Source organism: Paraburkholderia sp. HC6.4b, assembly GCF_014200875.1.
GTDB classification, from domain to species: domain Bacteria; phylum Pseudomonadota; class Gammaproteobacteria; order Burkholderiales; family Burkholderiaceae; genus Paraburkholderia; species Paraburkholderia tuberum.
This window is the reverse complement of record NZ_JACHDC010000018.1, coordinates 18949-33721: the sequence shown is the minus strand read 5'-3', so window position 1 is coordinate 33721 and position 14773 is coordinate 18949. Positions and strand designations below refer to the sequence as shown.

At 65.2% G+C, this 14773-nt stretch carries 11 protein-coding genes and 2 pseudogenes; 9 read left to right on the top strand and 4 right to left on the bottom strand.

All coding sequences use genetic code 11. From position 1 onward, the window contains the following. Positions 1-37 precede the first annotated feature (37 nt). Positions 38-205 (bottom strand): annotated as a pseudogene (gene glyA / locus HDG34_RS25600) (serine hydroxymethyltransferase); the annotation flags it as partial. Positions 206-235: 30 nt separating this feature from the next. Next, the gene (locus HDG34_RS25595) at positions 236-1591 is read right to left on the bottom strand and encodes an MFS transporter (RefSeq protein ID WP_184063173.1); all 1356 of its coding nucleotides are present in this window, start codon (positions 1589-1591) and stop codon (positions 236-238) included. A gap of 454 nt (positions 1592-2045) precedes the next feature. On the opposite strand from HDG34_RS25595, the pseudogene HDG34_RS25590 reads away from it, so the two are divergent. Then, a pseudogene (locus HDG34_RS25590) lies at positions 2046-2213 on the top strand (DAK2 domain-containing protein); the annotation flags it as partial. A 17-nt stretch (positions 2214-2230) separates the two neighbouring features. On the opposite strand, the gene HDG34_RS25585 reads toward HDG34_RS25590, so the two are convergent. Next, complete coding sequence (locus tag HDG34_RS25585) at positions 2231-2833, bottom strand: aldehyde dehydrogenase family protein (protein ID WP_184063169.1); 603 nt, start codon at positions 2831-2833, stop codon at positions 2231-2233. Then, complete coding sequence (locus HDG34_RS25580) at positions 2830-3771, bottom strand: LysR family transcriptional regulator (protein ID WP_184063167.1); 942 nt, start codon at positions 3769-3771, stop codon at positions 2830-2832. The genes HDG34_RS25585 and HDG34_RS25580 overlap by 4 nt, the downstream gene beginning before the upstream one ends. A 290-nt stretch (positions 3772-4061) precedes the next feature. On the opposite strand from HDG34_RS25580, the gene HDG34_RS25575 reads away from it, so the two are divergent. Genes HDG34_RS25575 through HDG34_RS25540 form a run of 8 tightly spaced genes read left to right on the top strand, consistent with a single transcriptional unit; the run spans position 4062 to position 14698 of the window. Next, positions 4062-5555 (top strand): UbiD family decarboxylase, encoded by a 1494-nt coding sequence (locus HDG34_RS25575; RefSeq protein ID WP_184063165.1) that lies wholly within the window; start codon positions 4062-4064, stop codon positions 5553-5555. After that, positions 5548-6171 carry a UbiX family flavin prenyltransferase gene (locus tag HDG34_RS25570; RefSeq protein ID WP_090807398.1) on the top strand — a complete coding sequence of 208 codons (624 nt, stop codon included), beginning with the start codon at positions 5548-5550 and terminating at the stop codon, positions 6169-6171. The genes HDG34_RS25575 and HDG34_RS25570 overlap by 8 nt, the downstream gene beginning before the upstream one ends. Further along, positions 6168-9197 (top strand): molybdopterin cofactor-binding domain-containing protein, encoded by a 3030-nt coding sequence (locus HDG34_RS25565; protein ID WP_184063163.1) that lies wholly within the window; start codon positions 6168-6170, stop codon positions 9195-9197. The genes HDG34_RS25570 and HDG34_RS25565 overlap by 4 nt, the downstream gene beginning before the upstream one ends. Next, a complete protein-coding gene (locus HDG34_RS25560; RefSeq protein ID WP_090807402.1) occupies positions 9194-10015 on the top strand; it encodes a xanthine dehydrogenase family protein subunit M in 822 nt (273 codons plus the stop codon). The genes HDG34_RS25565 and HDG34_RS25560 overlap by 4 nt, the downstream gene beginning before the upstream one ends. A gap of 23 nt (positions 10016-10038) precedes the next feature. Beyond that, positions 10039-10554: a (2Fe-2S)-binding protein gene (locus HDG34_RS25555; RefSeq protein ID WP_260321345.1), complete on the top strand. Its 516-nt coding sequence runs from the start codon at positions 10039-10041 to the stop codon at positions 10552-10554. After that, complete coding sequence (locus HDG34_RS25550; RefSeq protein ID WP_184063159.1) at positions 10547-12103, top strand: AMP-binding protein; 1557 nt, start codon at positions 10547-10549, stop codon at positions 12101-12103. The genes HDG34_RS25555 and HDG34_RS25550 overlap by 8 nt, the downstream gene beginning before the upstream one ends. A 6-nt stretch (positions 12104-12109) precedes the next feature. Beyond that, positions 12110-12916, top strand: coding sequence for an enoyl-CoA hydratase/isomerase family protein (locus tag HDG34_RS25545; RefSeq protein WP_184063157.1), 807 nt, complete (start codon positions 12110-12112; stop codon positions 12914-12916). A 33-nt stretch (positions 12917-12949) separates the two neighbouring features. Further along, the gene (locus HDG34_RS25540) at positions 12950-14698 is read left to right on the top strand and encodes a GMC family oxidoreductase (protein WP_184063155.1); all 1749 of its coding nucleotides are present in this window, start codon (positions 12950-12952) and stop codon (positions 14696-14698) included. The last annotated feature ends 75 nt before the right edge of the window (positions 14699-14773 follow it).

Sequence of the window (14773 nt, the reverse complement as noted above, 5' to 3'; positions counted from 1 at the left end):
TCGCTATGGCTGTGCGCAAGCTTGGCGATTCGGCGAATCAGTAAATCGGAATGCGTTCGCACAGCGCGAAAATCTCACGGCGTACGCGCTGTTCAGTGGCCGCATCCCTATCCGGATGGTGGCCCAGCGCATCGAACACTTCGAGGATCAGGCGGCCAACCTCGCGGAATTCGCCGACGCCAAGGCCGCGCGTCGTGCCGGCCGGCAGTCTCGGGAAAGCTTCGAACGATCCGGGCTACCTGAGCGGTCGCTGCGCTCCGAGCATCTCGCCTATAGCTGGGTCGTTGTCAGTGCCCACATCTTGCAAGGACATTCGTGAAGTTTCTGGAAGCATCATCCCGCCGATCAGGCCCATGAAAGATACGGCGATCAGATACAAAGCGGGCGACATATTGTTTCCGGTCGTGCCGATCAACCAGGTAGCGACCAACGGCGCGGTGCCCCCGAAGATCGTGTAGGCGAGGTTATAGGTAATGGCCGACCCGGTATAGCGCATCCTGGTTGGGAACACTTCCGACAACAACGCAGCCGTCACCACGCCCGACAACACCGCGCCTGTCGCGAGCATTGCGACGCCGATCAGTGCTGACAGAAATTGTCCCGAGCCCGCGAGCGAGAACGAGGGATAGACGATTACAATCAACAGCGCGCACGTGGTGAATAATGTCATGCGGCGCCCGGCGAAATCAGAATACAGGCCGGCAAGCGGACAAATGGCCGCAGCAAACAAAAGTGCCACAACGGTGATCAGCAGCGAAGTTGCGCGACTCATGTGTCCTACGACCTGCAGATATGTCGCGAAATAGGTAGTAAAGGTATAGAAGGACAATGCTGTCACTGAAATAAATGCACCGAGCTTCAGAATGCCGCCCGCCTGCGTACGGAACGTTTCGCGCAACGGCGCATGCGCCACCTGGTGCTCGCCTTCAAGAGCGCGGAAGGCGGGTGTTTCATTGAGACTGATGCGCAGGTACAGCCCGATGAGCCCGATGGGTGCGGACGCGAGGAACGGCACGCGCCATCCCCACGCGCGCATTGCATCAGCCGAAAGCGTTGCATCAAGCGCATACGCGACGACGGCCGCGATCGCAAATGAAGAAAAAGTCGACACGGGAATAAAGCTGCCGTACCAGCCGCGTTTGTTTTGCGGGGCGTGCTCCATTACGTAGGCACAGGCGCCAGCATACTCACCACCGGCCGAAAAGCCCTGCACGCAGCGAATCACGGTTAGCAACAACGGCGCGAGAGCACCGATGGCGGCGTAGGTCGGCAGCAGGCCGATCAGTGTGGTCGCCCCGGCCATCATCAAGATGGTCAGCGCCAGCGTGCGTTTGCGCCCAATCCTATCTCCAATTACGCCAAACACTATGCCACCGACCGGACGAAATGCGAAAGCCACTGCAAACACCGCGAAAGTCTTCAGGAGGCCCGCGGATGGATCGCTGCTCGGAAAAAACTCGCTAGTGAGGATAGTTGCGAGGAAACCATACGCTGCGAAATCGAACCATTCAACAAAGTTACCAATCGAGGCAGCCATGATGACTTTGCGCAGTGTTCTAATATCGACTTCAGGGGACGGTGCCTTAGACATTCGATACTCCCGTAGTTGCTGTGAGCGTGCCGTGAAAGCATCACCCACATGCGTAATCGATCGCGCTTCAAAAAGTGAGGATCGGTAGTGAGTAGAAGGGACCAAAAGTCGGCGTCATAGAACATTCCCGCCATTACGTTGTAACGAGAGCGCCAGGTTTTCAGCGCGCTGATTCGACTTCCGGTATTTTGAGCGAGGCGGAGGGTCGGCCGGGATTCGCAAGAAATCCGCCGTATCTCGCATCTCCCATCTCGACCTAAGCCACTGATTTGAATGCGAAATCGATCGTCGGATCGAGCGGAGGCACGGGTCGCCGGAGATCGGGCAGATAGTCATCGAGCGCGTCGTCCAGGCTGAAGAAGCGCTGATTGCGTAGGCGGGCGATGACCCATCTCTGCGCCAGAAGGACCGACAACTCTGCTTTCGGCTTATCGCGGGGTTTTTTACTCCGGGCTGGAATGCGGCCTCGACGGCTGAGGGCGCGGACGAAACCGCGAGCATGGCGCCACGCGCCGGACGCGCGAGCTATCGCGGCGCGCGTGCGGTGGGTTGGCCCGATGGCGGCGCGGTGGCGGTCGCGATCTGGCTTGCCGCGTTGATGCCGCATAGCGGCGGACGCTAGCACGCGCCTTTGGCGCATCAACGAAGCGGAGCCACGCCTTCCACGATGCCCGCCGGCATGCAGATGTGCTTGATCTCGGTGAAGTCGGCGAGCGCGTCGTGACCGTGCAGACGCCCGAGCCCGCTTTGCCGGTAGCCGCCCGTTTCCGCTTCCGCGAACAGCTTGTTGTGATCGTTGATCCACACTGTCCCATTGCGCAGCGCCCGCGCGGTGCGCAACGCGCGCGCGCCGTCGTGCGTCCACACGCTGGCCGACAGGCCTAAGACCGTATCGTTGGCCTTCTCAAGTGCTTCCTGCTCGCTTTCAAAAACTTCGAGCGCGACGAACAGCCCGAAAATCTCGTCCTGACAGAAGAACGCCTTCGGATCGCCATGCTCGACGAGCGTCGGCGACAGAAACGCATGGCCGGAGCCCGCGGCGCGCAGCACGTCCTGGCGCAGACGTGCATCCAGCGCCCACGTCGTGCGATCGAACACATGGCGCGCGGCGGCGATGGCGGCATCGGCTTCATCCGCGCCGCCGTCGGCGAACCGGTCGATGGCCTCGCCCGTGGCGGGATCGATGCTGTCGAGCGTAGGCGTGCCGGTCCATTCGCCGGCAATCCAGCGTGATGCGTTCATGCGGAGCGTTCCTTCAAAGAAGGGGATGGTTCGTTACACGAAATATTCGAGGCTTGATGCAGCTCGTCGCCGATGATCGCGATCAGCGCTTCGGCCGCCGCGCTCAACGGCCTTCGCGGATGGCTCACGCAGACGACATGCCGCACGATGCGCGGCGCGAGAATCGGGCACGCGCGCAAGGTGCCATGCCGCGCCGCGCGCTCGACCACGATGCGCGGCAGGATCGTCGCAAAGCGCGTGTTTTCGACGAGCTTGAGGATGGTCGAGAGCACGTCGATTTCGAAGCGCGGCGCGAGCAGCACGTCTTCATGCTGCGCGGCGCTGTCGAGCACGCCGCGCAGGCCGTGGCGCTTGGTCGGCAGCACGAGTTCCAGTTCGGGCAGCTGCGCGAGTTCAATGGCGTGCGGCAGATCGGGGCCGTGCGCGGCGCTGGTTGCGAGCACCATCTCTTCGTCGAGCAGCGCGCGGGAGTCGAGCGACAGACGCGCGCGCGGCTTGTTGATGATCGCGGCTTCCAACTGACCGCCCGCCACCCAGTCGATGAAAGTCGCGCTGTAGCCGTCGGCGACCGTGACTTCGACATCCGGATATTGCGCGTGAAAGCGCGAGAGCGAATCCGCGAGCACGCTCTCCGTGACGGACGCAATCAGCCCGATGCCGACGTGTCCCGTCACGACTTCATCGCGCTGAACGATCTGCTGCCGCGCGTGTGCGAGGTCGCGCATGATCGGCAGAAACAGGCGATACATCAGCCGCCCCGCCGCGGTCGGCGCCATGCCGTGCGCGCCGCGCTCGAAGAGTTGCTGATGCAGTTCGTCCTCGAGCTTCGCGATCTGCATGCTGAGCGCGGGCTGCACGATATTCAGGCGCTTGGCCGCCCGCGTAACCGAGCCGTCCTCGAACAGCGCGATGAAGTACTGAATTTGCTTGAGGTCCATCTCACCCCTCGTGCATCAGCGATGCTAATAGCCACCACCTGCATTATCACGTCGAACGGTGCGTGCCTGCCGCGCGCCGTTGCCGCCCGCGCCCGCCAGTACGGGTTGCGGGACGGATCTATTGATACGTAACCGTAAGAACGCTGTCATCGGGGCTAACACTGATATAAGAGTGAATGATCCAGCGCATCAGAAAACACTATTAGAAGTTATGGCGCGATATCGCTACGCTTGACCCCATCGATCGCTGCGGCATCACTTTGCCGGGCACAGCACAGATGGAGACGCTGATGAACATACGCGATGCCGCAAAGAACGGCATTTCCTCATTCTCGTGGGCCCCGGAAGGCTCGGAGGCGGGCTCGCTCTCGCTGCGCGACTGGCTCGCGCATCTCGCGAAGACGGGCCGCCTCGCGACCATCGACAAGCCGGTTGCGCTCGAACACGAACTCGCCGCTATCGCCAAACGCCTCGACGGCACGCAAGCGGCGTTTTTCACGCGCCCCGGCGGCCATGCGGTTCCGGTCGTGAGCGGATTCATGTCGAAGCGGGCGTGGATTGCCGAAGCAATGGGCGTCGACGAAGCCGCTTTGCTCGCACGTTTTTCCGCCGCTGCCGCCGAGCCGCTCGCGTCGAAAGTCATTGCGCGTGAGGACGCGCCGTGCCAGCAAGTGGCGCATACGAGCGGAATCGATCTGCACGCGCTTCTGCCTATTCCCACGCATAGCGAGCATGACAACGGCCCGTACATCACCGCAGGTCTCGTGATTGCGCGCAATCCGCGCACCGGCGTGCAGAACGTGTCGATCAACCGCATTCAGGTGCATGGCCGCGATCGCATGGCGATACTGCTGCTGCCGCGCCATCTCTACGCGTTCCAGCGCGCCGCCGAGGAAGCGGGCGATGCGCTCGACGTGGCCGTCGCCATTGGCGTCGATCCGCTGACGATGCTCGCTTCGCAAGCGATCACGCCCATCGATAACGACGAACTCGAAATCGCTGGCGCGCTCCACGGCGCGCCGCTGCCGGTCGCGCAATGCGTGACGAGCGGTGTGCATGTGCCCGCGTTCGCGGAGATCGTCATAGAAGGACGCATTCTGCCGAACGTGCGCGAGCCGGAAGGCCCATTCGGCGAGTTCCCAAAGTACTACAGCGCGAAGGAAGCGCGCGAAGTCATTGAAGTGACGGCGGTGACGCATCGGCGCGACCCGATTTTTCATACGATCGTGCCGGCCGAAATGGAGCATCTGCTGCTCGGCGCGATTCCGCGCGAAGCGACGCTCCTCGCGCACCTTCAGCGCAGCCATCCGGCGGTGAAGGACGTGCATCTGTCGGTAGGCGGTGTGTGCCGCTATCACCTGTGGGTGCAGTTCGACAAGAAACGCGAAGGCGAAGCGAAGAACGTGATTCTCTGCGCGTTCGGCGCGCATTACGACATCAAGCTGGTCGTCGTCGTGGATACGGACGTGAACGTGCACGATCCCGCAGAAATCGAATGGGCGATTGCGACGCGCTTTCAGGCCGACCGCGATCTCGTCGTCATCGCGGGCGCGCAAGGCTCGCCGCTCGATCCCTCGACGACGGTCGGCCAGCCCGACGACGCCCCCGCGCATCTGCAAGGCATCAGCGCGAAGATGGGACTCGACGCGACGCGCCCGGTCGTCTATCCGGCGCATGTCTTCACACGCGTGCGCATCCCGGGTCAGGACACCGCGGATCTGACCGCGCTCGTCGCCGCCGACAACAGCGCGCTCGACGCCTACCTCGCGCGCGATCATGGCTGAGCGGAAGAAGCGCATCGTCGTGGGCATATCGGGCGCGAGCGGCGCGGTCATCGGCGTGCGGCTGCTCGCTGCGCTGCGGCGCCTCGGCACGCACGAGACGCATCTGATCGTGTCGGCGTCGGGTGCAGTGACGGCGGCGCAGGAGCTCGGCCTCACGCGCGGCGACGTCGACCAACTCGCGGACGTCGTGCATAACGTGCGCGATATCGGCGCGGCCGTGGCGAGCGGTTCGTTCCTCAGCGAAGGCATGGTGATTGCACCGTGTTCGATGAAAACGCTCGCGGGTGTCGCGAACGGCTTCGCGGACAATCTGCTGACCCGCGCCGCCGACGTGATGCTCAAGGAGCGCCGCCGCCTCGTGCTGGTCGCGCGCGAGACGCCGCTCAATCTCGCGCATCTGCGCAACATGACGCTCGCGACCGAAATGGGCGCCATCGTAATGCCGCCGGTGCCGGCGTTCTATGCGCATCCGAAGACCATCGACGATGTCGTCGATCACACGGTCGGGCGCATTCTGGATCTGCTCGGCATCGAGCACGGCGAGATTGCGCGCCGCTGGAGCGGTCTCGCCGATGAATTCGGCAGCCGCGGCGAAGATGACGGAGTGACGCCATGAATCAGCGCGAAACCGGATTTGCCGATATCAACGCGCGCGTGGCCGACAGCGATGCCGCGAAGCCGCAGCGCCACGTCGGCCAGCCGCTGCAGCGCTTCGAAGACCCCGCGATTCTCACGGGCCGCGGCCGCTACGGCGACGATATCGCCGTGAAGCCCGGCACGCTGCACGCAGCGATTCTGCGCTCGCCGCACGCGCATGCGGAACTCGTTTCCATCGATACCGAAGCCGCATCGAAGCTGCACGGCGTGCACGCCGTGCTCACGCGCGACGATCTGCGTGCGTGGTCGCGACCCTTCGTCGTCGGCGTGAAGTCGCCGATGGAGCAGTGGGCGCTCGCGATGGACCGCGTGCGCTACGTCGGCGAGCCGGTGGCGGTGGTGATGGCGGAATCCCGCGCGCTAGCGGAAGACGCGCTCGACCTCATCAAGGTCGACTACGCGATGCTCGATCCGGTCACGTCCATCGAACAATCGGTGCGGGGCGATGCGCCGGTGCTGCACGAGCGCGTCGGCAGCAACGTGATCAGCGACCGGCGTTTCCGCTATGGCGAACCGGAAGCCGCGTTCGAAAACGCGCCGCATCGCGTGAAGCTCGTCGCGCACTATCCGCGCAACACGTGCGCGCCGATCGAATGCGGCGTGGTCATCGCCGAGTATCTGTCGGGCGGCGAAGGCTATGACGTCACATCCAATTTCATGGGACCGTTTTCGCTGCACGCCGTCATGGCGATGGCGCTCAACGTTCCCGCGAACCGTCTGCGTCATAAGGCCCCGCGCGATTCAGGCGGCAGCTTCGGCGTCAAGCAGGCGGTGTTTCCGTATGTCGTGCTGATGTGCCTCGCCTCGCGCCGGGCCGGCGCGCCGGTGAAATGGGTCGAGGACCGGCTCGAACACCTGAGCGCGGCGACTTCCGCGACCGCGCGCCTTTCGACCATCGAAGCGGCCGTTGAAAGCGATGGCCGCATCGTCGCGCTTTCCTACGATCAACTGGAAGATATCGGCGGCTACGTGCGCGCGCCCGAACCCGCGACCTTCTACCGGATGCACGGCTGCCTGACGGGCGCATATGCCATTCCGAATCTCGTCGTGCGCAACCGCGTCGTGCTCACGAACAAGACGCCGACCGGCCTCGTGCGCGGCTTCGGCGGACCGCAGGTCTACTTCGCGCTGGAGCGGCTCATTCAGCGTATCGCCGTCGAACTGAGGCTCGATGTGCTCGATGTGTACCGCCGCAACTTCGTTCCCGCCGATGCCTTTCCGTATCGCGCGACGGCGGGCGCGCTGCTCGACTCCGGCAACTATCAGGAAGCGCTGCGCCGCTCGATGACCGAAGGCGGCTACGACGAACTCGTCGCGCGACGCGACGCGGCGCGCAAAGTTGGGCGTCTATATGGCATCGGCTTCGCGGCGATCGTGGAGCCGTCGGTATCGAACATGGGATACATCACGACTGTGATGCCGCCCGACGCCCGCAAGAAAGCCGGGCCGAAGAACGGCGCGATCGCCAGCGCGACGGTGAGCGTCGATCTGCTCGGCGGCGTGGTCGTCACCATCGCGTCGACGCCAGCGGGCCAGGGCCACATGACGGTGTGCGCGCAAGTCGTCGCGGATGTGCTCGGGCTCGACCCGAAGGACATCGTCGTGAACGTCGAATTCGATACGCACAAGGACGCGTGGTCCGTCGCGGCGGGCAATTATTCGAGCCGATTCGCGGGCGCGGTGGCCGGCACGGTGCATCTGGCCGCGACCCGCGTGCGCGAAAAGCTCGCGCGTATTCTCGCGAAGCAGTTCGGCTGCGCGCCCGGCGACGTGCGCTTCGAAGGCGCGCGCGTCTTTCCGAACGGTGCCGAAGAGCGCGCGTTGCCGTTCGCGCGCGCCGCAAGCAATGCGCCGCACTGGGCGCCCGCGCTGTTACCGGAAGGCGAGGAGCCGGGTCTGCGCGAGAGCGTCTTCTGGTCGCCGCCGCACATGGACGCGCCCGACGAGCAGGATCGCATCAACACGTCGGCGGCGTACGGCTTCGCGTTCGACATGTGCGGCGTGGAAGTAGACCGCGTGACGGGGCGCGTGCGCATCGACCGTTATGTGACGACGCACGACGCCGGCACGCTACTCAATCCCGCACTCGCCGATGGCCAGATTCGCGGCGCGTTCGCGCAAGGCGTCGGCGCGGCGCTGATGGAAGAGTTCCGCTACGGCGCGGACGGCAGTTTCCAGTCCGGCACGCTCGCCGACTATCTGATGCCGACGACCTGCGAAGTGCCCGACCCGGTGATCGTACATCTGGAGACGCCGTCGCCCTTCACGCCGCTCGGCGCGAAGGGGCTCGGCGAAGGCAACAACATGAGCACGCCGCCGTGCATCGCGAATGCGGTGGCCGATGCCCTCGGCGTCGACGATATCCGCCTGCCGCTCACGCCGCCCAAAGTGATGGCGCTGATCGGCATCGACGATCCCGAACCGTCGCGGCCCGAACTGCGCGAAGCACCGGCTGCGAAGCCCGCGACGCCGGGCGGCAAGGCGTTGACGGCGCGCGGCACGGTCGATTTGCCCGCGACGCCCGAAGCCGTGTTCGGCGTGCTGCTCGACCCGAAGGCGCTCGCGCAGGTTATTCCCGGCTGCCATGCGCTCGACGAGACCGCGCCGAATCAGTATCGCGCGGACGTGACGGTGGGCGTCGGCATGATCAAGGCGCGCTTCGAGGCGCGCATCGGCTTGTCGGAGATCGACGCGCCGCACCGGCTGCGGCTCGCGGGCGCGGGCATCTCGCCGCTCGGCAGCGCGCGCGGCAACGGTCTCGTCGAACTGACGCCGCAGGGAACCGGCACGCGCCTCACTTATGACTATGAAGCGCAGGTGTCGGGCAAGGTGGCGGCGGTCGGCGCACGCATGCTCGAAGGCGCGGCGAAGGTCGTGCTCAAGCAATTGTTCGAATCGCTCGGACGGCAGGCGGCGGGCCAGCCCGTCGAGCAGCGCAAGTCGTGGATTGCGCGGATTTTGGCCCGCTTCAGGAGGCACGTATGAAGCCCGCGCCGTTCGATTATCTGCGCGCCATGACGACGCAAGACGCGCTCGACGCCCTCGCGCAAACCGGCGACGACGCGCGCGTGCTGGCGGGCGGTCAATCGCTGATGGCCGTGCTCAACATGCGGCTCGCGCAGCCGCGCGTGTTGGTCGATATCTCGCGCACCGCCGAACTCGACGCCGTGCGCGTGGATGACAAAGCAGGCCATCTCGTCGTGAGCGCGGCGGCGACGCAAGGCAGCGTCGAATGGCGTCCCACGCTGCGCGACGAAGTGCCGATGCTCGCGATGGCGTTCCCGCATATCTCGCATTTTCAGATTCGCAATCGCGGGACGGTGTGCGGCTCCGTCGCGCATGCGGACCCGAGCGCAGAACTGCCGCTCGTGCTGGCCGCGCTCGGCGGCGACGTGATGCTGCGCTCGAAAAAGAAGCGCCGCACGCTCGCCGCGCAGGACTTTTTTCAGGGAATGCTGATGACCGCGCGCGAGCCAAACGAACTCGTGGAAGCCGTGCGCTTTCCGCTCAGGAAGCCCGGCGAACGCTATGCGTTCACCGAGTTCTCGGCGCGGCACGGCGATTTCGCGATCGTCGCGTGCGCGGCGGTGGTGACGGACGATTCGATCCGTATCGCGGTCGGCGGCGTCGCGGACCGGCCGGTGGCGGAAAGCTGGCCGCGTCTGACAGGCGACGACCTGCGCGGCGCATTGAACGACCTGAGCTGGAAACTGAACGCGCAGGACGACGCGCACATCAGCGCGAAATATCGACGCAATCTCGTCCGGCAACTGGGATGGCGCGTGATCGAGGAGGCTACGTGAGCAGCAACACATCGGACAACATCATGCGGCAAGGGGAGCAGCGGCGCATCACGCTGACGCTCAATGGCCGCGAACGCAGCGGCCATTGCGAGCCGCGCGAACTGCTGTCGGATTTCATCCGCCACGAACTGGGCGCGACCGGCACGCATGTCGGCTGCGAGCATGGCGTGTGCGGCGCATGCACGGTGCACGTGGATGGCGTCGCGGCGCGCTCGTGCCTGATGCTCGCGGTGCAGGCCGATGCGCGGCGCATCGACACAGTCGAAGGTCTTGCGCCCGACCAGACGCTCGGCGATTTGCAGCAGGCGTTCCAGCGCCATCACGCGCTGCAATGTGGCTTCTGCACGGCGGGCATTCTGATGTCATGTGCGGACTATCTGCAGCGCGTGCCGAATCCGACCGAGGATCAGGTGCGCGACATGCTCTCGGGCCATATCTGCCGCTGTACCGGCTATACGCCGATCGTCGCGGCCGTGCTCGATGTGGCAGCGCGTCGTCAGGTCGAGGCGCGCGGCAAGAAGGAGGCCGAACATGCTTGATCTCGGCCGCACGTTTCTGCAAAGCGTCGAGCGCAGCCCGAACGCGCTCGCGCTCGTCGATGGCGACATGCAACTGACCTATTCGCAGTGGCATCGCATGATTCTGAATGTCGCCGATGCCCTGCGCGAACTCGGGCTGCAACGCGGCGACCGGTTGCTCGTCGTGCTGCAAAACCGCTGGGAAATGGCGACGCTGCACTGGGCGGGGCAATTCTCGGGCATCGTGATCGTGCCGCTCAACTGGCGCGCGAAGCCGGAGGAAGTCGAGTACTGCGTGACGGATGCGGGCGTGAAGGCGATCGTCTACGAACCCGTTTGCGCCGATGCCGTCGTGGAAAGCGCCGCCGCGCAGCACGTGCCGCGCATCGGTCTGGACGACGCCCCCGGCCGCACGATGGCCTTCGACGCGCTGCTCGCGGAACGCACGCGCACCGGCGAGACGACGCACGCCACCGCCGACGATATCTCGCTGATCCTCTACACCTCCGGCACGACCGGCAAGCCGAAGGGTGTCCCGCGCCGTCATCGGCATGAACGCGCCGGCGCGCTCGCGCACGTCGCGCAGAACCTGTACCGGCGCGGCGAACGCACGCTCGGCGTGATGCCGCTTTATCACACGATGGGCGTGCGCTCGCTGCTTTCGATGGCGCTCGTCGATGGCGTCTTCGTCTGCGTGCGTCGCTGGAACGCGAAGCTCGCGCTCGAATCCATCGCGAAGTACGCGCTCACGTGCCTCTATCTCGTGCCGACGCTTTATCACGATCTGCTCGCGGACAGCGCGTTCGCCAGCACCGATACGTCGTCGGTCAGAAAGCTAGGCTTCGCGGGTGCGCCGATGAACGATGGTTTGCTCAAGCGCCTGTCGGCTGCGTTCGAGCCGGAGATCTTCGTCAATCACTACGGTTCGTCCGAGGTCTACACGGTCAGCATCGATCAGGACGCGACGCGCAAGCCGGGCAGCGCCGGGCGCGCGGGCGTGAACACGCGGCTGCGCGTCGTGAAGCTCGACGCCGTGTCGCCCGATGAGATCGCACAGGCCGGCGAGGAAGGCCAGATCATCGCGGACCTGCTCGGCGACGAAGCATTCGAAGGCTACTGGAACCGCCCGGACGCGAACGCGAAGTCGCTGCGCGAGGGCTGGTATTTCACCGGCGACACCGGCTATTTCGACCGCGACGGCGATTTGTACGTGACCGGCCGCGTCGACGACATGATCATCAGCGGCGGCGAAAACATCTCGCCGGTGGATATCGAATCGGTGCTCTCGCTGCATCCGGCCGTCGATGAAGTCGCGGTCGCGGGCGTCAAGGACGAGCGCTGGGGCCAGCGCGTGGTCGCGTTCATCAAGCGCCGCGAATACGTCGATGCCGAGGCGCTCGACGCCTGGTGCCGCCAGTCCGACCTCGTCAACTTCAAGCGCCCGCGCGACTACGTGTTCGTCGACGATATTCCGAAGTCGCCGGTCGGCAAGATTCTGCGCCGCAAGCTCTCGGCGGGCGAATACGCATCCGACGGCAACGTTCAACCCACACAGACCACAAAGGAGTAACCCGATATGAGCGATTTGAACCATCGCGGCCAGACGCTGCTGCAAGGACTCGACGGCTTCTCGGTCGAGATCGACGCCGAACGCGAGCGCGCCGACATCATCCTGCATCGGCCGCCGTTGAATGTCATTTCGATGCGCGCGCGCGACCAGTTGCGCCTCGTCTTCGAAGCGCTGGACGACGACGAGCGCGTGCGCGTGATCGTCGTGCGCGCGACGGGCGAGCACTTTTCGAGCGGCGGTGACATCAAGGGCTTTCTGGAAGCGTCGCCGGAGCACGTGTCGAAGCTCGCGTGGAATATCGCGGCGCCCGCCCGTTGCTCGAAGCCGGTGATCGCGGCCAATCGCGGCTTCTGCTTCGGCGTGGGGTTCGAGCTGTCGCTGGCTTGCGATTTCCGCATCGTCACCGAAACGACCTTCTATGCGCTGCCGGAGCAAAAGCTCGGGCAGATTCCCGGCTCGGGCGGCTCGGCTCGTCTTCAGGCGATGGTCGGCATCGGCCGGACGAAGGACATCGTGATGCGCTCGCGCCGCATTCCGGGGAAGCAGGCTTACGAGTGGGGCATTGCGGTGGACTGCGTGGCCGACACGGAACTGGAAACCGCCACCGATGCGCTCGTCGACGAACTGCGCGCGTTCTCACCGCTCGCTCAGCGCACCGCGAAGAAGCTGCTGAACGATTCGGAAGATGCGCCGCTTTCCATTGCTATTGAACTTGAAGGGCATTGCTATAGCCGGCTGCGCACATCGGACGATTTCCGCGAGGGCGTCGAGGCGTTCCATGGTAAGCGCAAGCCGGTGTTTCGCGGAAGTTGATAAGCAGCGTCGCAGAAGAACAGGAGACAGAGGATGGAACGCTTCGATTACGTAATCGTGGGCGGCGGCTCTGCGGGATGCGTGTTGGCGCATCGGCTGTCGGCCGTGCCGTCGCTGCGCGTCGCGCTGATCGAAGCAGGCGCCGATACGCCGCCGGGCGCGGTGCCCGCCGCCATCCTCGACAGCTATCCGATGCCCGTCTTCTGTGGCGAGACCTACATCTGGCCGGACCTGAAGGCGAAAGCCACCAGGGACGCCGCGCCGCGCGTCTACGAGCAGGGCCGCGTGATGGGCGGCGGGTCGAGCATCAACGTGCAATCGGCCAATCGTGGCCTGCCGCGCGACTACGACGAGTGGGCTGCGAACGGCGCCGATGGCTGGGCGTGGCGTGACGTGCTGCCGTACTTTCGCAAGCTGGAACGCGACGTCAACTTTCCGGGCGGCGAACTGCACGGCAGCGACGGCCCCGTGCCGATTCGCCGCATCATGCCGAAAGACTGGCCGCCGTTCTGCGATGCGTTCGCCAAGGGCTTGCGCGCGAATGGCGTCGCGCAATTGCAGGATCAGAACGGCGAATTTGGCGACGGCTTTTTCCCCGGCGCGTTCTCGAACATCGACGACAAGCGCGTGTCCACGGCCCTCGCCTATCTCGACGAAGCCACGCGCAAGCGCCCGAATCTCACGGTGTATTCGAACCTTCGCGTCGAGCACATCGTGATGGAAGGCGCGGCGGCGCGCGGCGTGATCGCGCTGGCGCAAAGCGGCGAGCGCGTGCGTTTCGAGGCGGGCGAAGTCGTGCTGAGCGCGGGCGCTCTGCAGTCGCCTGCGCTGCTGATGCGCGCGGGTATCGGCGATGCCCGCGAACTCGCGGCGCTCGGCATCGCGTGTGCGGTGGATCGGCCGGGCGTCGGGCGCAATCTGCAGGATCATCCGTCGCTCACGTTCTGTCATTTTCTCGAACCGCGCTTTCGCATGCCGCTCGCGCGACGCCGCGCCAGCATGATGGCCGCGCGCATGAGCTCCGGCGTCGCGGGCTGCGACGAGTCGGACCTGTATCTGTCGAGCGCGACGCGCGCGGCATGGCACGAGCTGGGCAACCGGCTGGGCCTTTTCTTCCTGTGGTGCAACCGGCCGTACTCGCGCGGCCGCGTGCAGCTCGTATCCGCCGACACCACCGCCGCTGCGCGTGTCGACCTGAATCTGCTCGACGACGAACGCGATCTGCAACGGCTCGCTACCGGCGTGCGGATGCTCGCGAGCGTGGTCGAGGCGTCGGGGCTCGGACGCGATCCGCGCGACTTCTTTCCAGCGGCGTTTTCTCCGCGCGTCAAGGCGTTGAGCCAGGTCGGCGAGCGCAACGCGCTTTTGACTTCGATGCTCGGCACGCTGCTCGATACGCCCGCGCCGCTGCGTCGTTTTCTGATCGAACGCTTCTTCACGCGCGGGCTGGACATGGCCGCGCTCCTGGCCGACGACCGCGCGCTTGCCGACTTCATCCGCGCGAACGTGTTCGGCGTGTGGCATGCGAGCGGCACATGCCGCATGGGCGGCGCGCAGGATCGCGACGCCGTCACGGATACCGAAGGGCGCGTGCACGGCGCGCAGGGACTGCGCGTGGTCGATGCATCGCTGATGCCGAGACTGCCTTCGGCCAACACCAACATACCGACCATCATGATCGCCGAGAAGATCGCCCACGCGATGGTCGCGCAGCGACGCGCGAGCTTGGCATCGGGCGCATCCAGCGACTCCGCTGCGCCGCCGCTCGCCGCCGCGCACTGACGATTTTTTAACCTCGACAAGAGCACGCCAAAAGACCAACGTGCCTGCGACACGGGGGCGATCGAAAGACGGCCC